The sequence below is a fragment of the Enterococcus sp. S183_ASV_20 genome (assembly GCF_018919685.1).
GTDB lineage: Bacteria > Bacillota > Bacilli > Lactobacillales > Enterococcaceae > Enterococcus > Enterococcus faecalis.
This window is the reverse complement of the sequence record NZ_JAHLRI010000021.1, coordinates 24,706-46,829: the sequence shown is the minus strand read 5'-3', so window position 1 is coordinate 46,829 and position 22,124 is coordinate 24,706. Positions and strand designations below refer to the sequence as shown.

Here is a 22,124-nt window from a genome sequence, read left to right as displayed (position 1 = left end):
AGAAATTGATTTTATCGTGATTGCACGTCCAGGATTGGAAAAATTATCGTCTGAAGAAGTGAAAGCTAATTTAACACATGTGTTAAATTTAGCTAAAATATTAGATGTAAGAGAGGGAATTGAGTAGTGAAGAAGTATAAGCGCTTATTATTAATGGCTGGGTTAGTGACCTTAGTCTTTGTTTTATCCGCCTGCGGAACCGCGCCCGTAAGTGAAAGTAGTACAGGAATTTGGGATCGATACATTGTTTATTATTTTGCCCAAGCGATTAAGTTCCTATCATTAGGCGGCAGTGTCGGAATTGGGATTATCCTATTTACGTTAGTCATCCGGATTATTTTATTGCCGTTGATGCATTTCCAAACGAAGAGTATGCGTAAAACACAAGAGTTGCAACCGCAATTAAAGGCCTTGCAACAAAAATATTCTTCAAAAGATCCTGAAACACAACGCTTATTCCGAGAAGAACAGCAACGTTTGTATGCAGAGAATAATGTGAATCCTTACATTGGCTGTTTACCACTGTTGGTTCAACTACCAATTATGATGGCTTTGTATCAAGCCATTTCACGCGTGCCTGAGTTAAAAGAAGGAACGTTCTTGTGGTTAAGCCTCGATAAGCCGGATCCGTATTTAATTTTACCGATTTTAGCGGCTGTCTTTACGTTTGCTAGTACGTATCTTTCAAGTATGAGCCAACTAGAAACAAATGCCTCACTGAAAATTATGAATTACGTTATGCCAGCGATGATCTTCTTTATGGGGATTTCATTAGCCAGCAGTTTATCTCTTTACTGGGTGGTCTCAAATGCCTTCCAAACAGGGCAAACATTGTTATTAAACAATCCATTCAAAATCCGTAAAGAGCGGGAGGAAGCAGCACGTCAAGCCAAAGCACGGGAGCGAGCGCTTGAACGAGCAAAAAGTCCTAAGAAAAAAGGGAAGAAAAAATAAAGGAGGTCGTTCAGATGCCGATTTATGAAGGAAATACAATCGAAGAAGCAACGCAGAAAGGCTTACAAGCACTTGGTTTAACCAAAGAGGATGTTACAATTGATGTGTTAGACGAAGGAAAAAAAGGATTTTTAGGTCTAGGAAAAAAACTTGCCCAAATTTCAATGGAACCAACGATTAGTGAGCAAGTCACAGAAGCGGTCGAAGAAACAGTGGAAGATATTGTTGTTGCCGATGAAGCAACAGCAGTGGAAGAAGCAGTTGAGGAATTAACCGAAGCAATTCCTAGTCTCTCAGAGGAATCAACACATTCTTTAGAAAATCTGGAAGACGAAGCTGCTATTACTGAATTAGCGATGTATTTAACGAATATTTCAAATGAACTGAACGCCCCTGCCATGGTTCGCATAGTGCGCGAGAATGGCAATATTATCTTCCATTTAGAAACAGAAAAACAAGGTATCTTAATTGGAAAACACGGAAAAGTGTTAAATGCGTTACAGTACTTAGCGCAAGTCTTTATTCACCGCATTGCAAGCAATAAGCTATCGATTGTTGTAAATGTCGGAAATTATCGTGAAAAACGTCATGAAATTTTGGAACGTTTAGCGAAACGCACCGCGGAAAAAGCCAAACGCACTGGGCGGCCAGTCTTCTTGGAACCAATGCCGGCTTTTGAAAGAAAACAAATTCATCACACGCTAAGTAAAGATGAGCAAATCAAAACCCATTCTGAAGGGGATGAACCTTATCGGTATTTAGTGGTTGAACCAGTTAAGAAGTATTTTTAAACAGAGGTCGGGACGGAACCGTTTAGCTCCGAGAAATAAGAAGGAATTTCCGAAAATTGCTTTTTAATTTTTGGAGAATTTCGGCTTATTTCCGAAGGAGTTGGTTCTGTTCCCGCCGTTTATCAGGTTTTGAGCATGGAACAAAAATCCAAAGTGATTTTTGTTCCATGCTCTTTCCCAGTTAAATGATTTTTTAGCCGTCTTCGTTTCTTTTTTTGTGTTATGATAATCAGTAATTACTCCAGTAGTAAATTCAAATGAAAAAGTTTTGTAAAGAGACGTAGGGGGAGCAACAGGTATGCGTACGGAGAAAATACTGGTTGTAGATGATGATGCAGCAGTTCGTCGTTTGATTTGGAAAGCGTTACAATCAACAGGTATTCTTATTTACCAAAGTGAATCAATTGAAAAAACAAAAGATATCGTGTCCAGAGTTACCTTTGATTTGTTCATTTTAGATGATAACTTGGAACATGACAGCGATGGTTATTACTTAGTCCAAATGATTAGAGAGAAATATCCACTGGTGCCAATTATCTTTTTTAGTAGCAAAAAAGAAGAAGAGGATATTATTGCAGCCTTGGAAATGGGCGTGGATAGTTATATAACGAAACCTTTTTCCTTGAATGTTTTTAAGGCTCAGGTGATTGCTTCGCTGAATCGAGCTCGAATGATTCGAAAACAATTGAATATTTATAAAAAAGAAGAACTACAGGTAGGCGATTTCCGTTTTGATTATGGTCGTTATCAACTATTTAAAAAGGATTTACCTATTTCATTGTCTTCGAAAGAAGTTCAATTAATTCAATTTTTTCTGGAGAATCCCGAGCAAGTATTCTCTAAAGAACAAATTTACAGCAGTGTTTGGGGTACTGGGGATGTCGATGCGAATACGATTATGGTTTTTATTAATCGTTTACGAAGTAAATTAGAAGAAAACCCGAAAGAACCTTGTTACCTTCGGACCGTTTGGGGCATTGGTTATACCTTTACGCCAGATGGTTGCGTACAAAAAAAATGAAAAAAGGCCCGCAGTTGAACGAGCGACTGCGGGTCTTTTTTGCTTATTCAATTTGTCGACGTTCCATTTCTTTCAAAATAAATTGAAGCGAACGATTTAGATGTTCATGGGTTAAAAGTGTGATCTGGTCAATATTCTTTGTTTTCATTCCGCGGAAAATTAACCAATGTTCTTCTAGGGCAATACTACGACGTTCTGAGGCACGAATCGCAATATCTCTGAAATAGATTAAGTAAGCATGGAGATCAGTCACAATTTTTTTTAAACGTAGCATCTGACTCTTAGTATAAATAAAGGAATTAAAATCTGAAAAGTTCTGTAGTAAGTCATCTACTTGGTTATTTTTATTGTATTGTTCTCCTTCGAGAAGTAAGGCTTCCAATTCATCAAAATCTTCTGGTGTCATGAGTTCCATGGCTTTAATGGTTGCTAAAGTGTCCAAAGATTTACGAATATCATAAATTTCATAAGCATCTTTCATACTAATCCCTTTAACCACGATACCCACCATAGGTATATGTTCCACCAATTGTTCTTTGACCAATTCTTGTAAAGCAAAGCGAATGGGCGTCCGACTAATGTTTAATTGCTCGGAAAATTCTTTTTCGTTAATCCGTTCACCTGCAGGAATATCCCCTAAAATAATGGTTTTTTTAAAGGCTTCATAGGTACAAATTTTTAGAGGTTTACTGCTGGTTAAATCTAAGTTCCGTTTTACTGCTTCAACCGTTGGATTCATATGAGGCACCTCCCTATAGGTTATTTTTATAGATAATAAATATAATATTAAAAATGAAAATATAACGCAAGAAAAGACAAAATGAAAAGAAAACCGAGGAGAAAAGGTACTCCTACGGTTTCAGCGACGACGTTTAATTTTGTGGAATAAATAAAGGCATGTGACCTAAAGCAACAATTGTTACAACGAAAATAACGAAAATTCCTAAGGCATATTTTGCCGATTCTTTTTGCCATTGACCCATATCTAAACCAGTTAAACGTAATAGCAAGTAAATAAATGCCACTAATGGACTTAATAAGTGGAACGCTTGCCCCATTAAGGAAGCTAAAGCCATAGACATATTGTCAAATCCATAAGAACGTCCAGCTTCTGCTAGGACTGGTAAGACACCGAAATAGAAACCATCGTTTGAAATAAAGAATGTTCCTGGTGCTGAAATGAACGCAATCACTAAGCCCCAAGCGCCGGCTAATTGTTTTGGAATAATATTAACAAAGCTATTTGCTAAGGCATTGGCCATACCAGAACCTTGGAATAAGCCCATGAAGACGCCAGCAGCAAAAACTAAGATAACTACTTGCACAGCATCACCAGCATTTGCACTGATACGGCTGCTTTGATCTTTTAATTTTGGATAGTTAATCATTAAAGCGATACAAGTACCAACTAGGAATAATAATAACGGTGGCATTTCAATCCACGAAGGCAAACCTAATTGACCAACGAATGAACTTAGGACTAACCAACCGATTAAGACAATCGTTAAAATACCATTGAACGCAAAATTCTTTGGACGACGAATTTCTAATAACTCAGGATCGTTAACAATAGTCATTTCTTCCAATTCTTTATCAGTAAGCGTTGTCACGCCTAAGCGAGCACGTTCTTTTTTCCCCATGCGATAAGCAACAAAGAAGATAACATACAATACAGATAAAATCATACCAGGTGCTAAATAAGAAAGAATGTCGGCATCAACTTCTAGTACGGCCATGGCACGAGCTGTTGGACCGCCCCAAGGTAATAAGTTCATAATGGTGTTTTGTAAGATAACAAGCACACCTAAATTCATCAATTTCATATTAAGTTTTTTGTAGATGGGAATAAACGCAGAACAGCAAATCAAGGTCGTAGTTGTTCCATCTCCGTTTAAGGAAACAGCAGCAGCAACTACCGCAGTAGCCATCAAGACTTTCATTGGATCGCCTTTAGCAAAGTAAATCATTTTTTTAGTGATTGGGTCAAACAAACCAGCATCCAACATAATAGAGAAGTAAAGAATGGCAAATAATAACATAATACCAGTTTTTGAAGTAGTTGAAATCCCATCTAAGACGAAATTCCCAATGTTGACTTCAGGGACAACACCGTCAGCACCAGGTGGTGGACTCGCTACTCCAGTTGCAATTGCAATCAAAGTAAAAATAAGAGGAATAATTACTAAAGATGTAAACGGTGACAATTTCTTTTTCATGATTACATACATAAAGATGATAATCATACCATAAGCTAAAATAGTGAGTAACATGTTTTTCTTCCTTTCTTTTTTTAGAACTTTTTTGTAAGCGTTAACAACCGGTGTTAATAAAAAAGAATAGCCATGAGAAATGTTTCACAGTATTCTGGTTTACAACAAAAAATATTTTTTGTGTTTGTCTATAGTGTGAGAATATACAAACTTTCGCAGAGAATAAATAGCCTAAAACAAAAAGAACATCAAAAAAACAATTCAACAATCAAATTCTTATTAATAACTTAATATAATATTAATAGAATCTTAACGGCTGATAAATGCTTATATACCAATGTTTACAGAGTTTTTTTCACAAAATAAACAATAAAAGAACAATCTGAGCTAGTGTTTTCACTAGGTTTTTTCTATAATGAACGTATACCAAGAATTAGTGAAAGGAGAGACAATATGGGCCTATTTAAGTCCTTATTCAAGAAAGAGCAACACACGCAGGATACCGAGATTAATGAAAGCGTTATCCAACGTGAAGCGGATAACTTGGAAAAGCGATGGATAGATATACCAGCATATATTCCTGCTGAGCCAAAAGAATATCAATTGGTAAGTATTGTGGCCACTGCCATCGCAGCAGGAGAGTTTCCAGAAAGTCGTTTTGTTATCAAAAAAATCGCAAAACGAAATCCAGAAGCAAAAGAAGTTGCCATTATTGCAGCCAGTATAGCTGCAGAGCTTTCAGAAGAGTCTCAGCTAGTTGTCAAAAGAATTTCAAAACAAAACCTTGAGGAGGATCATTATGTTACGCAAATTTAAAATTTCAATTGATGGGAAAGAATATTTAGTCGAGATGGAAGAAATCGGTGGCGTCCCACAACCAGCACCTGTTGCGCTACAACCAACAGCGCCAGTTGCTACGACAGAAACACCAGCCCCTGCTGTTGAAGAAGCCCCAGCCCCAGCAGCACAGCCAGCCGCCCCAGCAGGAGCAGATGCAATGCCTGCGCCAATGCCAGGAACTGTGTTAAAAGTATTAGTCAATGTTGGTGATACGGTGTCCGAGAACCAACCATTGTTAATTTTAGAAGCAATGAAGATGGAAAATGAAATCGTTGCAGGAAAAGCAGGTACGGTAACAGGAATTCATGTTACCCAAGGCCAAATTGTGAATCCAGGGGAACCATTAATAACAATTAACTAGAATTAATTTAAGAAGAGGAAGTGATTTGTGTGGAGACACTGATTCAAGGTGTTATAGGAATGGGCCAAGAACCAGGACGCATTGTGATGATGCTGATTGGTGGACTATTAATGTATTTAGGAATAAAAAAAGAGTATGAACCAACACTTTTAGTGCCGATGGGTTTAGGAACGATTTTAGTGAACTTTCCTAATTCCGGCGTATTGAGCGCTGGCGGCGAGCCTGGTCCGTTTAATGTTCTTTTTGATTTTGGAATAAAAACAGAGTTATTCCCGTTATTATTATTTATTGGGATTGGGGCAATGATTGATTTCGGTCCATTGTTACAAAATCCGTTTATGTTGATGTTTGGTGCCGCTGCACAGTTTGGGATTTTCTTTACAGTTATTATGGCTGTTTTATTAGGTTTTGATTTAAACGATGCTGCTTCGATCGGGATTATTGGTGCCGCTGATGGCCCAACGTCTATTTTCGTAGCAAATACCTTACATTCAAAATACATGGGAGCCATAATGGTTGCCGCTTACTCCTACATGGCGTTAGTTCCGATTATTCAACCAGTAGCGATTAAAGCAGTGACGACGAAAGCCGAACGTCGGATCCGTATGACTTATCGGGCCGGTGAAGTTTCTCAAACAGCGAAAATTCTTTTCCCGGTTGTTATTACGATTGTCGCAGGGTTAATTGCGCCGGTGTCATTACCATTAGTTGGTTTCTTAATGTTTGGGAACTTATTAAGAGAATGTGGCGTTTTGGATCGCTTATCCATTACAGCTCAAAATGAATTGGTGAATATTATTAGTATCTTGCTAGGACTATCTATTTCCGTTAGCATGAACTATGCAGAGTTCTTAAAAGTCGATACGTTGATGGTTATTGGCTTAGGGTTAGTCGCCTTTATTATGGACTCAGTCGGCGGCGTACTTTTTGCTAAATTCTTGAATTTATTTAGAAAAGAAAAAATTAATCCAATGATTGGTGCTGCGGGTATTTCCGCTTTCCCAATGTCTAGTCGGGTTATTCAAAAAATGGCTACGGATGAAGACCCACAAAACTTTATTTTAATGCATGCTGCTGGTGCCAACGTTTCAGGACAAATCGCTTCTGTAATTGCTGGTGGCTTACTATTAGCCTTTTTAACATAGGACGGAAAGGAGAACGAATACATGTCTGTTAACATGGAAGATTTAAAAATTGCTTTTGAACTGTTAGGTTTTGGTTGGGGCGGCGTTTTCGTTGTTTTATTTATCATTTATCTAGCATCTAAATTACTAACAAAATTATTTCCAATTAAAAAATAAAGGAGGTTATTGCTGTGAACAGCGTATATACAATGAAAAGAATCTGGTTGCAAAAAGATAAAAAAGCTTATCAAGCTTGGCGCGAATTAATGGAAAAAGCCGCATTGCAAACGACAGAAGCACTTGATTACACCGTTGGCATATATGATGACACAGCATTAATCGCCTCTGGCTCGCTTTCAGGCAAAACGATTAAGTGCGTGGCCGTTTGTAAAAAATATCAATCTGAAAATTTGTTAACCCAATTGGTAGTTCATCTACTTGAAAAACTGAGAGAAGAAAACCAATTACACAGTTTTTTGTATACAAAACCAAAAAATGAACAAATTTTTCAGTCGCTAGGCTTTCAAAAAGTGGTTGCGAATCAAGAGGTGCTATTTATGGAGCAAGGCAAACCAGATTTTGCCGATTATCTTGGTTACCTGACACAGCATAAAAAAGCAGGACCAGCCAGTAGCATTGTCATGAATGCAAATCCTTTTACGAAAGGCCATCAGTACTTAGTCGAAAAAGCAGCCAAAGAAAGTCCGCACGTTTATGTGTTTGTTTTATCTGAAGATAAATCGCTGTTTTCAAAAGAAGCACGTTTCGCAATGGTGCAAAAAGGGGTAGCCCATTTACCCAATGTGACAGTCCTATCTACAGAAGATTACTTAGTTTCGTCTGCGACTTTTCCTACCTATTTTTTGAAAGAAAAAGCGCCATTAGAGGTAGCTGCAATTCAAGCAACGCTTGATGCAACGTTATTTAAAGAAAGAATTGCGCCAATACTTGAAATTCAGCAACGTTATGTGGGAGAAGAGCCTTATTCAGAAGTGACCGATGTCTACAATCAAGCAATGCAACAAGTTTTCGGACAAACGATAACGCTAACCATTGTCCCACGATTAGCGATTGGTGGAGAGCTGATTAGTGCGACGAAAGTTCGCAAAGCGATGGCTGAAGGCGACAAAGAGACACTCAAGAAGTTTTTACCAGCAACAAGTTATCAATACTTAGTAGAACACAAGAAACTAATGAGGTGAAGAAAGTGAAGATTATCAAAAATGCTACTGCAGGAACAGTAGAATCAAGTGATATTATGATTACCGTCCAACCCATTGAATCAACAGAAAATACCATTGAATTAGAAAGTAGTGTCGAAAAACAATTTGGCAATCAAATTCGTCAGGTGATTACGACAACTTTGGAACATTTAGATGTCCAAGGCGTTGCGGTCAAGGCGATTGATAAAGGGGCATTAGATTGTACAATCAAAGCTCGGATGATTACAGTTTTACATCGAGGCGCTGAAAAAGAAACGTATGATTGGAAGGAGTTGGACTCATGGAACGTTTAAGAAGAACAATGATGTTTGTCCCTGGAGCGAACGCAGCAATGCTAAGAGATGCACCTTTGTATGGGGCAGATTCAATCATGTTTGATTTAGAAGATGCAGTTTCATTAAAAGAAAAAGACTCTGCCCGTGTTTTAGTCCATTCTGCTTTGAAAACTTTCGATTATGGCAATATTGAAATTGTTGTTCGGATCAATGCTTTAGATGCCGGTGGCGCAGAAGATATTGAAGCAATGGTCTTAGCTGGTGTCGATGTGATTCGTTTACCAAAAACAGAAACAGCCCAAGATATCATTGATGTCGAGGCAGTCATTACAGAAGTAGAACAGCAAAATGACATTCCCGTAGGAACAACGAAAATGATGGCTGCTATCGAATCGGCTGAAGGTGTTCTAAATGCGCCCGCGATTGCCAAAAGTTCAACTCGCTTGATTGGCATCGCGTTAGGCGCCGAAGACTATGTTACCAATATGAAAACACGGCGCCATCCAGATGGCCAAGAACTATTCTTTGCTCGTAGCATGATTTTACATGCCGCTCGAGCAGCTGGGATTGCAGCTATTGATACGGTCTATTCAGATGTAGACAATACGGAAGGCTTTGAAGCCGAAGTTCGTTTGATTAAACAGCTAGGTTTCGATGGGAAATCGGTGATTAACCCTCGTCAAATCCCATTAGTTAATACTATTTATGCGCCAACAGAAAAAGAAATCCAGAATGCTAAGGAAGTAATCTGGGGCATTCGGGAAGCCGAAGCTAAAGGTTCCGGTGTTATCTCCGTAAATGGAAAAATGGTTGATAAACCAATTGTTGAACGAGCTGAACGGGTCATTGCGTTAGCATTGGCGGCTAAATTAATTACCGAGGAGGAAATATAGACATGGTAGTAAATAAAGTAGGCAAAGACATTCCTCAATCTTATGCAGAGCAATACGGCATTTATGAAGGAGAATTAGCACACATTGATGCGTATCAAGAAGCGAGCCGAGCAATTAAACCAGTGAAACCTCGGGAGACAAAACTTTTAGGAAGTATTCGTGAAGCTATTGAAAAAACAGGTTTAAAAGATGGCATGACCATCTCTTTCCATCACCATTTCCGTGAAGGAGACTATGTGATGAACTTAGTTTTAGCCGAGATTGCCGCCATGGGGCTGAAAAATATTTCGATTGCACCTAGTTCAATTGCAAATGTTCATGAACCTTTGATCGAACACATTAAAAATGGAGTAGTCACCAACATTACTTCTTCAGGTTTGAGAGATAAAGTAGGCGCCGCTATTTCAGCAGGTATCATGGAAAATCCTGTGGTGATTCGTTCACATGGTGGCCGGGCACGGGCAGTAGCAGCAGGCGATATCCATATTGATGTAGCTTTCTTAGGTGCACCAAGTTCAGACGCTTATGGAAATGCGAATGGAACCAAAGGAAAAGCCACCTGTGGTTCTCTTGGATATGCGATGGTCGATGCAAAATATGCGGATCAAGTGGTCATCATTACTGACACATTAGTGCCATATCCTAATACCCCTATTAGTATTCCACAAACAGATGTTGATTATGTGGTAGAAATTGATGCAATTGGTGATCCAGATGGAATTGCCAAAGGCGCGACACGTTTTACAAAGAATCCTAAAGAATTATTGATTGCTGAATATGCCGCAAAAATAATTACACATTCTCCTTACTACAAAGAAGGCTTCTCATTCCAAACAGGAACAGGTGGCTCTTCACTAGCAGTTACGCGGTTCATGAGAGAACAAATGCTTAAAGATGGCATTAAAGCAAGTTTCGCTTTAGGCGGAATTACGAATGCAATGGTGGAACTTTTGGAAGAAGGTTTAGTAGAAAAAATTATTGACGTCCAAGACTTTGATCATCCATCAGCTATTTCTTTAGGAGAAAATGCCAATCATTATGAAATTGATGCCAATATGTATGCTTCACCGCTTAGCAAAGGGGCGGTTATTAATCAATTAGATACAGCTATTTTATCTGCTTTAGAAGTGGACACAGATTTTAATGTAAATGTCATTACTGGTTCAGATGGTGTCATCCGTGGTGCTTCTGGCGGACATTCCGATACAAGTATGGCTTGTAAAATGAGTCTAGTGATTGCACCACTTGTTCGTGGACGGATTCCAACAATCGTCGAGCAAGTAAATACAGTCGTTACACCAGGTACGAGTGTCGATGTCGTAGTAACAGAAGTCGGCATTGCAATCAATCCAAAAAGAACAGACTTAATTGATTGTTTTAAAACCTTAGATGTTCCTCAGTTTACGTTAGAAGAGTTGAAAGACAAAGCCTACAACATTGTTGGCACCCCGGAACCAATTAAATATGGAGACAAAGTTGTTGCGTTAATTGAATACCGAGATGGTAGTCTAATTGATGTGGTACGCAATGTTTAATGGGGAAAAAGTAACACTTTTAGAGATGTTGGATGCTCGCGAACAAAGAGCTGCCACACAGAAGGAGTTGTTAGAAACAGCACCAGAAGCTAGTCTCTTATCTGCCACAATGAATATTCCTGGAGAAGTAAAAAATTCGCCCACTTTAACGGCTGTTTTTTTAGAAGTAATTGACGAAGTCGAGCAACAATTGCTGGATCAAGTACCGATTGTTAATTTTTACCGGAATGAAAAAACAGGTCCTGAATATTATTTGGCGGTTTCGTTAGCCCCACAAGAATTAAAACAAAGAATGGTCAAAATTGAAGAAACACATCCTTATGGTCGTTTAGTGGACCTAGATGTTTTATGGGGAAATGAAGAACTAAAAAGCCTTCATCGAGGAGATTTAGGCTTGCCACCACGGCGCTGTTTTATTTGCCAAGAAGAGGCGAAAGTCTGTGGACGAAATCGACGTCACAGTCTTGAAGCAATGCAAGAAAAAATAACAGAAATAATTTTGACACGAAAGGAGCAGCCAAGTGAGTAAAAAAATTCGTTTTACAGAAACGGTGCTACGGGATGGACAACAAAGTTTAATTGCAACACGGATGCCAACCTCAGATATGCTGCCGATTATTAAAACAATGGACGAGGCAGGATTTCATGCATTAGAAATGTGGGGCGGGGCAACGTTTGATTCCTGTGTCCGCTATTTAAACGAGGATCCTTGGGAACGTCTTCGCCAAATTCGCAAAGAAGTTAAAAATACCAAACTTCAAATGTTATTACGAGGACAAAATTTACTAGGATATCGTCATTACGCTGATGATGTGGTGCGGGCCTTTGTCGAAAAATCAGTTGAAAATGGGATTGATATTATTCGTATTTTCGATGCCTTGAATGATGTCCGTAATTTACAAACAGCAATTCAAACAACAAAAGAAGCTGGCGGATACTGTCAAGCAGCGATTTCTTATACCACGAGTGAAATTCATACCATCGATTACTTTGTAAAATTAGCCAAAGAATTAAGTCAAACAGGAGCGGACTCCATTTGTATTAAGGATATGGCAGGCGTTTTGACGCCACAAACTGGTTTTGAATTAGTGAGCAAAATGAAAGATGCCATTGATTTACCTTTAGAGGTGCATACGCATGCGACTAGTGGTATTTCTGAGATGACCTATTTAAAAGTCGCTGAAGCAGGTGCGGATATCATCGATACAGCTATTTCTTCTTTCGCTGGCGGTACGAGTCAACCAGCCACAGAATCTGTAGCCATTGCGTTAGAAGATTTAGGCTTTGAAACAGGTTTAAATATGGAAAAAGTAACAGAGATTGCTGACTATTTCAATCCGATTCGTGATCGCTTTAGAAGTGAAGGCATTTTAAACCCTAAAGTTAAAGATACGGAACCGAAAACCTTGATTTATCAAGTGCCTGGTGGTATGTTATCAAACTTATTAAGTCAATTAACGGAGCAAGGTTTACAAGACAAATATGAAGAAGTTTTAGCTGAAGTACCTAAAGTAAGAGCGGATTTAGGGTATCCGCCACTAGTTACGCCGCTTTCACAAATGGTCGGAACACAAGCCTTAATGAATGTGATTTCTGGGGAAAGATATTCCTTAATACCGAATGAAATCAAAGATTATGTGCGCGGGGAATACGGTAAATCACCAGCACCTATCGCAGAAGAGATTAAACAAAAAATCATCGGGGATGAAGAGGTAATCACTTGTCGACCGGCGGATTTATTGAAACCAGAGTTGCATAGTTTAGAAAAGGAAATCCAACAATATGCAAAATCTGAAGAGGATGTCCTATTATATGCGATGTTCCCACAACAAGGAAAAGACTTTTTAGGACGTCGTGAAGATCCTTTTTACGATGTACCGTTACAGAAAGTGACAGTCAAACTTGACTTGCCAGAATAGAACGGGCAAGTGCTCCGCAAATGTATAAAGAAGCAAGGGTTTGAGCGACGATAACGGTTGTTCAAACCCTTGCTTCATCAAATAGAAAAAGGCAGCCCGTGAAAGGAAGTGACAATGTGTTAGAAGAAGTTCTAGCAATTCATCAAAAAAATATTGGTGTGCTAAGTCTTGAAGCAACAGAAGCGGTATTAAACCATCATGATTTAGCCAAAATGTATACACCTGGTGTCGCAGAATTGAGTTTAATGATTGCCAAAAATCATGAATTAGCGCGCGAGTGGACCATTAGTGGTAAGTTAATTGCGGTTATTACAGATGGATCAGCTGTTCTGGGTCTCGGCAATATGGGCACGCAAGCGGGCTTGCCAATTGTTGAAGGCAAAGCTTTGCTTTATAAAAATTTGGCGGGGGTCGATGCTATTCCTTTAGCGCTGGAACAAAAATCAGTGGACGAGATGGTTCAAACAATTGAAAATTTACAAAATAGTTTTGCAGGAATCCACTTAGAAGATATTTCTGCACCAAAATGTTTTGAAATTGAAGAAAAACTTCAACAACGTTTGAACATTCCTGTGTATCATGATGACCAAGAAGGCACAGCCATCGTCGTTTTAGCTGGGCTAATCAACGCAGCTAAAATTAAAGGAAAACCTTTAAATCAATTACGTGTGGTGATTAACGGAGTTGGTGCTTCTGGTGTAGCGACCGCTAAGTTATGTATTCAGGCGGGGATTACGCATCTCACCTTAGTAGATCGCCAAGGTGTTTTAAGAGAAGAAGACCCGACATTGAATCCTTACCAACGTGCTTTGCTTCGACAGGTAATAAAACCATCAGTAGAAAACAAAGATTTAGCCACCGCTGTCGTCAATCAGGATGTTTTTTTAGGCTTATCAGAAGCGGATGTGCTAACGCCAGCCCTGATTGAATCAATGAACCAAGACCCAATTATCTTTGCTTTAGCAAATCCTAAACCAGAAATTGAACCAGCCCTCGCCCAAGCCAATGGTGTCCGTTTATTAGCAACTGGTTCTTCCAAATATCCGAATCAAGTGAACAACATTTTAGCTTTTCCAGGTCTTTTTAAAGGGTTATTGGCAGCGAAAGGCAGAAAAGTCGATGTCGGTTTGCAAATGACAGTAGCACGAAGCTTGGCCGCTATGATTTCAGAACCCACAGCAGAAAAATTCATACCTAATGTATTTGATGGCGGCGTAGTTGACACGGTTTTTAATGCTGTACTAGACTATATAAAACAAGAAAAGGCCACGGCAGAAGAAGGGACGTAAAAGGCAATGACAAAGCAAGCAAGGAGTAAATTAGCGCAGCAAGCACAATTGGCACTACTCTATGAAGTGACCTGTTTAAATAAACCAGGCTTGGTGGATCCAGTCGATGCAGGCGCCCATCAAGATATGGATGTTTTCACTTTTTTAGAAAGTAGTGTGGTTTTGACTCCTTATTTTGAAACCTTCGTTCAAGCTGGGACAGAGCTACGTCATTTGCCGATTGAGGCAACCTTTCGCGCGATTCGACAAGTTGGTTTAGAAGCAGAACGAGCGATGTTTGAGGCAACAGAAGGGATCAACACACATAAAGGAGCGATTTTTTCTCTAGGTATTTTTTTAGCTATCTGTGGTCGTCTAATGATTTGGGAGACCCCTTGCACCTTACAATTGTTTCAACAAACGCTTCAAACAATGACGCAAGACTTATTGGCTGACTTTGAAAACCTCGCTACGAATGAGCTAGAAAAACTAACTTGGGGTGAACGACTATTTGTTCAGCATGGCTTGACTGGAATCCGTGGTGAGGCGCAACAAGGTTATCCCGCTGTCTTTGAACAGGGAGTGCCTTATTATCAAAAACATCAAGGCACACAACAACAAAAACTCATTGATACGCTCCTTTATTTATCGCTCTATGTTGAGGATACGAATTTGATTAAACGAAGTCAGAATGTCCAAATTTTTGAAGTATATCAACCGTTAATCCAGGAATATTTTGCTTTAGGGGGGACACAAACGTTACGGGGAACCCTTTGCTTAGAAAGATTGAATCACTTATTCAAAGAAAAAAATTGGAGTATTGGTGGCAGTGCAGATGCTTTAATTTTGGTGGTGTTTTTAGATAAACTAATGAAATTAAATTGGCTGACGCCTTAATTAAAAAGATAGTTACAACGCTGATTTTGCCAGTTATTTTGACCTTATATGCCTATGGAAAGGTCTCAAGAGAATTCAAGAAAGCGATTGACAAATACCATGAAACACAGTATATTTTATTACGAAATCATTCTTATCAGAGTATACAAATACGATGATAAACAGTTGAAGCGAATCTTGATTTGCTTTTCCTAAACCTGATTCTTTTAGAATCAGGTTTTTGTTTGTCTAAAAGGCGGCATTCGTTCAAAAACGGCTGTCGCCTTTTTTTATGAAATTTTTTTAATATAAAAAATTTCATAAAAAAAATCTTAAAAACAGAAAAAATTGTTATAGATTAGAGTCATTTTTTTGATGTAAAGTTTTTATGACTTACAGCCATAAAATTGATAAAAACAGTCAAAGAAGCAGAAAAAATAATAGTGGAATTTCTCAAAAAAATAAAAAAATTTTTCGTTATTTAATTATCGATTTATCAAACGATAAGTTATAATAAAATAATTTATTTATCTTTAATAATTGGGGAGAAATGTATAAACTTCCTCATTTTCCTCTCATTGTATAATAACTCACTAATGAATTAGTGAGTTTTTTAACATATCCAGGATGTTTGTTATCAAATGAATTTTTATATAAAAATTCACAGCATTATATTTTGAAAAGCTGAGGAAATGTACTAAACTGCAGGTGTTAAATCCATTTAAATCGCTAAAGGGGGAGATGAACAACTAGGGGAAGCTAATGATCTTGGTATTTATCGTTTATTTTAAAGAAAAGAGGGACGATCAGATGAAAAAGAAAATTGTTGAGGATTTTAATCGGAAAAGTCAGCATAAAAAATGGACAAAACGCAAGATGCTTAATTTAGCAATATCAAGTGGTTTATTATTTACGTCATTAGCAATCCCTGTAAGTATAGCTGTTACCTCTGGCACAATCAGTGCATCAGCAGCGGTCTTGGATATCGAACTATTATCAAATGTTACGTCAAATAATGACAGTGGCACTTCAACGAGTAATCGTTGGACAGCCGCAAACCAAAATCAACCAGTTAATTTCACTGTTTCTGGTGGTGCTTTAGCAGATGCTTCCGCTGTGTTTAGTGGACAAAAACAAGCGGTGTTAGTGGTTCCTCCTGAGTTAAGAGGAAATGTAGCTGCAGCAGGCAGCGCAGCAATCAATACCAACGTTACGATTGATCTTTCAAAAGTTACTTTTTTGACTGCCGTTTTGAATGCAGCCAATGATTTAACCAATGTCATTACTCAAATTACCAGTGGAGCGTTAGGGAATTTAACTGGTGTTGATATTGATTTGACGGAAGTGAATCGTCAATTGGAATTAGTGAATAACATTGAAAACTTAGGTGCTGCTTCATTTACAGCTCCGGAAACGTTAGCAGCTGACGGCTCATACATTAGTGCACCGATTAGTGATGGTTTAGGGTTAGTTTTAGCCCAAAATGTTTCAAACATCTTACAAGATTTGAATGCAGCAGTTCAAGCTTTGGAGGCAAAAGGAACCAGTATCCCAAGTAATCTTGTCGCTACAGCCATAAATGCAGCCTTGCTTCCTGTCAAAGGCACGGTAAACGTGGCTGTTTCAGGTGCTTTGCCTTTATTAGCGGTTGGTGGTTCAGGTGTGAATGAGTTAGTGGATGCTTCTTTACTAGGCGCAACTACGGTTACTTTACCAACTACCGTTTCAACACCTCAAAATTTATCCAATAATTTAGATGCTCGTTTTGTAGGAACAGTCGTTCAAACAGATCTTTTAGACGTTAATTTATTAGCAACAGCAGATGGTGTATCCAACATTTATTTTGCTGCAGGTACTACTAGTGAAGTAACCGCACCAACAATCACAGGAGTGACAGGTAATTCAACGGCAGGTTACGAAGTTAAAGGAACTGCCGATGCCAATGCCACGGTTGAAATCCGAAATGCAGGAGGCACCGTAATAGGCACAGGTACCGCTGATGGGACAGGAGCGTTTACAGTTACCATTCCCGCAGGTGAAGCAGGTGCCAATGAAACATTAACGGCTGTAGCGAAAAACGCCAGCGGCACAGAAAGTACGCCAACAACGTTCCAAACGCCAGCGGATCCTAATACGCCCGTGGCGACGCCAATTGTTGAGACTGTAACAGGTAGTACAACAAAAGGCTATGAGGTCAAAGGGACTGCTGAAGTTGGCACCACCATTGAGGTTCGCGATGCAGCTGGCACGGTCCTTGGTACTGCAACAACTGGAACTGACGGAAAATATACAGTGACTTTAGATCCAGGAACAGCAACAGCAAATCAAACGCTGAGCGTTGTAGCGAAAAACGCTAGTGGCACGGAAAGTCAACCAGCAACGGCGACAACACCAGCTGATGTCACTGCACCAACAGTTGATAACATCACAGGCAACTCTGGTTCGGGTTATGAAATTACAGGAACAGCAGACCCTAACACAACAATCGAAGTTCGTGATCCAGCTGGGGCAGTTATTGGTACAGGTACCTCTGATGCGAATGGTGAGTTTACTGTAACGCTACCAACGGGAACGACCAATCCTGGGGATACGTTAACAGTGATTGGAAAGGATAACGCGGGAAATGAAAGTCAACCGACTGAAGTCCTTGTTCCTGCTGATGCCACGGTTACAGCACCAACTGTAACAGGAGTAATAGGTAATTCAGTTGCTGGTTATCAGGTGACAGGCACCGCTGATCCGAATGCTACCATCGAGATTCGTGATGCAGATGGGAACGTGATTGCAACAGGGACTGCCGATGGAACTGGTTCCTTTGCTGTGAACCTTCCAGCTGGGACGGCAAATGCGAATGAAACTTTGACAGCGTTAGCCAAAGATCCTGCTGGCAATACAAGTACACCGACAACCTTCCAAACACCAGCAGATGAAGTAGTGGCACCGCCAAGTGTCGACAAAGTAACTGGGAATACAACACAAGGATATCAAGTGACAGGTACCGCTGAACTTGGCACCACCATTGAAGTTCGTGCAACAGACGGAACAGTTTTAGGCACCGCAACAACTGGACCGACTGGCCAATATACTGTGACGTTAGCTTCAGGAAAAGCAACAGCTAAACAAACAGTGAATGTAGTTGCTAAAAATGATACTGGACTTGAGAGTCAACCAACTACAGCTATGACACCCGCTGATGTTACCACACCAACAATTGGTGACATTACTGGTGATTCAACAACTGGTTATGAAATCACTGGGACGGCGGACCCTAATACCACCATTGAAGTACGGAACCCAGATGGAACAATTATTGGTACAACGACAACGGATGATCAAGGAAACTTTACTGTGGACCTTCCAGTGGGAGCCGCTAATCCTGGTGATATATTAACAGTTGTTGGAAAAGACGGTGACGGCAATGAAAGTCAACCAACGGAAGTGACGGTCCCTGAAGATGCAACCGTAGCAGCACCAACTGTGACGACTGTTACAGGAACAACTGCCACTGGGTATCAAGTAACCGGCACGGCAGAGCCAAATGTCACCATTGAGATTCACAATGAAGCAGGTTTAGTTATTGCTACGGGAACGACTGATGGTGCTGGCGCCTTTACAATCACTCTTCCGACGGGCACAGCAACAGCTAACGAAGCCTTAACTGCCATTGCGAAAGATGCTGCTGGGAAAGAAAGTAATCCGACTGCTTTCAAAACACCTGCTGATCCAGATGCACCAGTCGCGACACCTACTGTTGACAAAATCACTGGTAGCACGACAAAAGGCTATCAAGTAGTAGGAACAGCAGAAGTTGGTACAACAGTTGAGGTGCGTGATGCCGATGGCACAGTCCTTGGCATGGCAACTACTGGAACTGATGGCAAATACACAGTGACTTTAGAGCCAGGGAAGGCCTCAGCTAACGAAACAATAACTGTCGTAGCGAAAAATGCAACAGGAAAAGAAAGTCAGCCGGCTACAGCAACTACACCAGCCGACTTAGCCACACCAACCATTGATTCTATTACCGGAAATTCTGGTAAAGGTTACGAAATCACTGGAACGGCGGAGCCCAAAACCACTATTGATGTCCGTGACGCAGACGGAACCATCATTGCTGCTACCACTGCTAACGAAACCGGCCAATATACGGTGACTCTATCAGCTGGCGTAGTGACACCAGGAGAAACGATTACGATTATTAGCAAAGATGGCGCTGGCAATGAAAGTCAACCAGCTACAGCCGTTATTCCAGCGGATGTTGTTTTAGCGGCGCCAACTATTACGAAGGTTGAAGGAAACAAAGCCAATGGCTATACAGTCACTGGAACTGCTGATCCAAATGTCACGGTTCAATTTTACAATAGCAGTGAAAAATTATTGGCAAGTGGCAATACAACTACTGGAGGTACCTTCTCTATTCATATTGCAGCAGGATTAGCAACAGAAAAAGAAACGTTAACCGCACTAACCACAGATACACAAGGAAATGTGAGTCCTAAAACCACATTTATGACGCCGGCCGATATTACGGGAGAACCAGAGATTAAAATTGCGGCACCAACTGTTTCTTCAGTTTTAGGAACGTCTAAAGCCGGCTACCTCATCAAAGGAACAGCTGAACCAAACCGAATCATTCAAATTAGTAACCGACTATTAAGAAGTGTGATTGCTGTAGGTGCCACCGATGCTGAAGGCAACTTCGCTATCCAATTAACAGCGGGACAAGCGACTGCTCAACAAAGTTTACTTGCGACAGCTACCGATGGCGCAGGACATTACAGTACGGCTACAACCTTCATGACACCAGCCGACCCAACGAATCCTGGAGGAGGCAATGGTAACACTGGCGGAAATAACGGCAATACAGGCGGCAACACAGGAAACAATGGCGCAACTGGCGGGAATAATGGGAATGGTTCAAACACAGGTTCAAATCCAAATGGGGGTTCTGGTTTAGGCACAACAGGTTCTGGCTTAGGTTCACTAGGCAATGGCCTCGGTACAAATGGTAGTGGCTACCACCCTAAACTAAGTACCATCAGTTATGGCACTGGAAATCACGGGAAAACAGGCTACTTACCTAGTACAGGTGAAAAAGAGTCCTCAGCCGTGACAACAAGTTTGTTTGGCGCCTTTGTCGCACTCCTTGCGAGCATGGGAATCATCAAACGCAAACGTAAAAACTAGCTCTCTCCTTTAATTCCTATAGATGAGAAAACGTATTGTTGAGAATTCCCCACTCAATGATACGTTTTCTCGTTCCATTTAATGAAGAAAAATTGCCAAATAGAATAAAATGTGCTATTCTATTTTCAGAAAATCGAAGGAACAAGCAGTGAAAGTGCTAAATCCAACCTGAATTTTTTAATGCAGGAGGAGTGGGCGCTTTTTTTGTTGTTATGAAGAAAGGAAGCTAATTATGCAATCAGCTACAATGGAATTTGATACAATTGCGGCGATTTCTACGCCGCCAGGTGAAGGTGCGATTAGTATTGTTCGTTTAAGTGGCGAGCAAGCAGTTGCTATTGCAAACAAAGTTTATCGGTCAGGCACTAAAGATTTAGCTAAAGTCCCCACGCACACGATTCATTATGGTCATATTGTTGATCCGCAAAACGATCAATTGATTGATGAAGTCATGCTTTCTGTGATGCGGGCACCGAAAACATTTACACGAGAAGACGTGGTAGAAATTAACTGTCATGGCGGCATTGTCGTGGTGAACCAATTATTGCAATTACTGTTACGTGAAGGCGCACGAATGGCCGAACCTGGGGAATTTACAAAACGTGCTTTTCTAAATGGCCGAATGGATCTTTCACAAGCAGAAGCAGTGATGGACTTAATCCGTGCTAAAACAGATAAAGCGATGAATGTTGCATTGAACCAATTGGATGGTAACTTGTCGGCGTTAATTCGTTCATTAAGACAAGAAATTTTAAATACTTTAGCGCAAGTAGAAGTTAATATTGATTATCCAGAGTATGATGATGTCGAAGAATTAACCACGAAATTACTTTTAGAAAAAGCCGAATTTGTGAAAGCGCAGATTCAACAATTATTAACGACCGCTAAACAAGGAAAAATTTTGCGAGAAGGTCTAAGTACAGCAATTATTGGCCGACCAAATGTCGGGAAATCCAGTTTGTTAAACCATCTGTTACGAGAAGAAAAAGCTATCGTTACAGATATTGCTGGAACGACACGTGATGTCATTGAAGAATACGTTAACGTTCGCGGTGTTCCTTTAAAATTAATTGATACAGCGGGGATTCGCGAAACAGAAGACATTGTGGAACGAATTGGTGTCGAACGCAGCCGCAAAGCGTTAGCAGATTCGGATTTAATTTTGTTAGTCTTAAATCAAAGCGAAGAATTGACAGAGGAAGATCGTCAACTGTTGGAAGCAACGAAAGGCTTAAAACGCGTTATTCTTTTAAATAAAATGGACTTACCGACAAAACTAGATCCTAACGAATTACAAGAATTAGTCCCTGCAGAAGAAATTTTATCCGTTTCGGTGTTGTCAAACACAGGCTTAGACCAGTTAGAAGCGAAAATTGCTGATCTTTTCTTTGGCGGCCAAACAGGCGAAAAAGATGCTACCTATATTTCTAATACACGTCATATTGCTTTGCTGGATCAAGCAGCGCTTTCGTTACAAGAAGTGATTAACGGCATCGAAGCAGGTATGCCAGTCGATTTAGTTCAAATTGATATGACCCGTTGTTGGGATTATTTAGGGGAAATCGTCGGCGATAGTGTCCAAGATGAATTAATTACACAGTTATTTAGTCAATTTTGTTTAGGAAAATAAGACAAGAGAGGAATTTT

The 22,124-nt window shown here is 40.0% G+C and carries 19 protein-coding genes and 1 pseudogene; 18 read left to right on the top strand and 2 right to left on the bottom strand.

From position 1 onward, the window contains the following. The 4 genes and pseudogenes from rnpA to KQI94_RS09070 form a co-directional block, all read left to right on the top strand. A pseudogene (rnpA, locus tag KQI94_RS09085) lies at positions 1-127 on the top strand (ribonuclease P protein component); the annotation flags it as partial. Beyond that, positions 127-954, top strand: a complete 828-nt coding sequence (locus KQI94_RS09080) for a YidC/Oxa1 family membrane protein insertase (RefSeq protein ID WP_002356010.1) — start codon at positions 127-129, stop codon at positions 952-954. The pseudogene rnpA and the gene KQI94_RS09080, both read left to right, overlap by 1 nt. 14 nt (positions 955-968) lie before the next feature. Further along, on the top strand, positions 969-1,745 hold the full coding sequence (gene jag / locus KQI94_RS09075) for an RNA-binding cell elongation regulator Jag/EloR (RefSeq protein WP_002368649.1): 777 nt from the start codon (positions 969-971) through the stop codon (positions 1,743-1,745). 298 nt (positions 1,746-2,043) lie between these two features. Continuing rightward, a complete protein-coding gene (locus KQI94_RS09070) occupies positions 2,044-2,766 on the top strand; it encodes a response regulator transcription factor (protein ID WP_002368650.1) in 723 nt (240 codons plus the stop codon). A gap of 43 nt (positions 2,767-2,809) precedes the next feature. On the opposite strand, the gene KQI94_RS09065 is transcribed toward KQI94_RS09070, so the two are convergent. Next, positions 2,810-3,505 carry a GntR family transcriptional regulator gene (locus KQI94_RS09065; RefSeq protein ID WP_002356006.1) on the bottom strand — a complete coding sequence of 232 codons (696 nt, stop codon included), beginning with the start codon at positions 3,503-3,505 and terminating at the stop codon, positions 2,810-2,812. A 133-nt stretch (positions 3,506-3,638) separates the two neighbouring features. Continuing rightward, positions 3,639-5,036, bottom strand: coding sequence for a citrate:proton symporter (locus tag KQI94_RS09060; RefSeq protein ID WP_002356005.1), 1,398 nt, complete (start codon positions 5,034-5,036; stop codon positions 3,639-3,641). Positions 5,037-5,429: 393 nt separating this feature from the next. Here KQI94_RS09060 and KQI94_RS09055 point away from each other — a divergent pair, with 393 nt between their 5' ends. The 14 genes from KQI94_RS09055 (at position 5,430) to mnmE (ending at position 22,107) form a co-directional block, all read left to right on the top strand. Further along, a complete protein-coding gene (locus KQI94_RS09055) occupies positions 5,430-5,792 on the top strand; it encodes a hypothetical protein (RefSeq protein WP_002356004.1) in 363 nt (120 codons plus the stop codon). After that, the gene (locus KQI94_RS09050) at positions 5,776-6,177 is read left to right on the top strand and encodes an acetyl-CoA carboxylase biotin carboxyl carrier protein subunit (protein ID WP_002368655.1); all 402 of its coding nucleotides are present in this window, start codon (positions 5,776-5,778) and stop codon (positions 6,175-6,177) included. Before KQI94_RS09055 ends, KQI94_RS09050 begins: the two co-directional genes overlap by 17 nt. Before the next feature lie 29 nt (positions 6,178-6,206). Further along, positions 6,207-7,322: a sodium ion-translocating decarboxylase subunit beta gene (locus tag KQI94_RS09045; RefSeq protein WP_002383526.1), complete on the top strand. Its 1,116-nt coding sequence runs from the start codon at positions 6,207-6,209 to the stop codon at positions 7,320-7,322. Positions 7,323-7,343: 21 nt separating this feature from the next. After that, positions 7,344-7,478, top strand: coding sequence for an OadG-related small transporter subunit (locus KQI94_RS16540; protein WP_002356001.1), 135 nt, complete (start codon positions 7,344-7,346; stop codon positions 7,476-7,478). 32 nt (positions 7,479-7,510) lie between these two features. After that, complete coding sequence (gene citC, locus KQI94_RS09040) at positions 7,511-8,503, top strand: [citrate (pro-3S)-lyase] ligase (RefSeq protein WP_002368656.1); 993 nt, start codon at positions 7,511-7,513, stop codon at positions 8,501-8,503. A 5-nt stretch (positions 8,504-8,508) separates the two neighbouring features. Further along, positions 8,509-8,817 carry a citrate lyase acyl carrier protein gene (citD, locus tag KQI94_RS09035; RefSeq protein ID WP_002355999.1) on the top strand — a complete coding sequence of 103 codons (309 nt, stop codon included), beginning with the start codon at positions 8,509-8,511 and terminating at the stop codon, positions 8,815-8,817. Beyond that, positions 8,805-9,692, top strand: coding sequence for a citrate (pro-3S)-lyase subunit beta (gene citE, locus KQI94_RS09030; protein ID WP_002355998.1), 888 nt, complete (start codon positions 8,805-8,807; stop codon positions 9,690-9,692). The genes citD and citE overlap by 13 nt, the downstream gene beginning before the upstream one ends. Before the next feature lie 2 nt (positions 9,693-9,694). After that, the gene (gene citF / locus KQI94_RS09025) at positions 9,695-11,227 is read left to right on the top strand and encodes a citrate lyase subunit alpha (protein WP_002355996.1); all 1,533 of its coding nucleotides are present in this window, start codon (positions 9,695-9,697) and stop codon (positions 11,225-11,227) included. Next, entirely contained in the window at positions 11,220-11,756 is a 537-nt protein-coding gene (gene citX / locus KQI94_RS09020) for a citrate lyase holo-[acyl-carrier protein] synthase (protein ID WP_002390266.1), read from the top strand. The genes citF and citX overlap by 8 nt, the downstream gene beginning before the upstream one ends. Beyond that, positions 11,749-13,146 (top strand): oxaloacetate decarboxylase subunit alpha, encoded by a 1,398-nt coding sequence (locus KQI94_RS09015; protein WP_002368659.1) that lies wholly within the window; start codon positions 11,749-11,751, stop codon positions 13,144-13,146. The genes citX and KQI94_RS09015 overlap by 8 nt, the downstream gene beginning before the upstream one ends. 116 nt (positions 13,147-13,262) lie before the next feature. Continuing rightward, positions 13,263-14,435: an NADP-dependent malic enzyme gene (locus tag KQI94_RS09010; RefSeq protein WP_025187629.1), complete on the top strand. Its 1,173-nt coding sequence runs from the start codon at positions 13,263-13,265 to the stop codon at positions 14,433-14,435. A gap of 6 nt (positions 14,436-14,441) precedes the next feature. Further along, positions 14,442-15,311 carry a triphosphoribosyl-dephospho-CoA synthase CitG gene (gene citG / locus KQI94_RS09005; protein ID WP_002367539.1) on the top strand — a complete coding sequence of 290 codons (870 nt, stop codon included), beginning with the start codon at positions 14,442-14,444 and terminating at the stop codon, positions 15,309-15,311. A gap of 741 nt (positions 15,312-16,052) precedes the next feature. Beyond that, positions 16,053-20,477 carry an Ig-like domain-containing protein gene (locus KQI94_RS09000; protein ID WP_002391085.1) on the top strand — a complete coding sequence of 1,475 codons (4,425 nt, stop codon included), beginning with the start codon at positions 16,053-16,055 and terminating at the stop codon, positions 20,475-20,477. Positions 20,478-20,709: 232 nt separating this feature from the next. Then, complete coding sequence (gene mnmE / locus KQI94_RS08995) at positions 20,710-22,107, top strand: tRNA uridine-5-carboxymethylaminomethyl(34) synthesis GTPase MnmE (RefSeq protein ID WP_002355989.1); 1,398 nt, start codon at positions 20,710-20,712, stop codon at positions 22,105-22,107. The last annotated feature ends 17 nt before the right edge of the window (positions 22,108-22,124 follow it).

Bases quoted from the DNA above. Each gene is read 5' to 3' on its own strand.
- KQI94_RS16540 (WP_002356001.1), top strand. From the start codon at position 7,344: ATGTCTGTTAACATGGAAGATTTAAAAATTGCTTTTGAACTGTTAGGT.
- KQI94_RS09050 (WP_002368655.1), top strand. From the start codon at position 5,776: ATGTTACGCAAATTTAAAATTTCAATTGATGGGAAAGAATATTTAGTC.
- citX (WP_002390266.1), top strand. From the start codon at position 11,220: ATGTTTAATGGGGAAAAAGTAACACTTTTAGAGATGTTGGATGCTCGC.
- citC (WP_002368656.1), top strand. From the start codon at position 7,511: ATGAAAAGAATCTGGTTGCAAAAAGATAAAAAAGCTTATCAAGCTTGG.
- KQI94_RS09070 (WP_002368650.1), top strand. From the start codon at position 2,044: ATGCGTACGGAGAAAATACTGGTTGTAGATGATGATGCAGCAGTTCGT.
- citF (WP_002355996.1), top strand. From the start codon at position 9,695: ATGGTAGTAAATAAAGTAGGCAAAGACATTCCTCAATCTTATGCAGAG.
- mnmE (WP_002355989.1), top strand. From the start codon at position 20,710: ATGCAATCAGCTACAATGGAATTTGATACAATTGCGGCGATTTCTACG.
- KQI94_RS09060 (WP_002356005.1), bottom strand. From the start codon at position 5,036: ATGTTACTCACTATTTTAGCTTATGGTATGATTATCATCTTTATGTAT.
- KQI94_RS09065 (WP_002356006.1), bottom strand. From the start codon at position 3,505: ATGAATCCAACGGTTGAAGCAGTAAAACGGAACTTAGATTTAACCAGC.
- citG (WP_002367539.1), top strand. From the start codon at position 14,442: ATGACAAAGCAAGCAAGGAGTAAATTAGCGCAGCAAGCACAATTGGCA.
- jag (WP_002368649.1), top strand. From the start codon at position 969: ATGCCGATTTATGAAGGAAATACAATCGAAGAAGCAACGCAGAAAGGC.
- KQI94_RS09055 (WP_002356004.1), top strand. From the start codon at position 5,430: ATGGGCCTATTTAAGTCCTTATTCAAGAAAGAGCAACACACGCAGGAT.
- citE (WP_002355998.1), top strand. From the start codon at position 8,805: ATGGAACGTTTAAGAAGAACAATGATGTTTGTCCCTGGAGCGAACGCA.
- KQI94_RS09000 (WP_002391085.1), top strand. From the start codon at position 16,053: ATGATCTTGGTATTTATCGTTTATTTTAAAGAAAAGAGGGACGATCAG.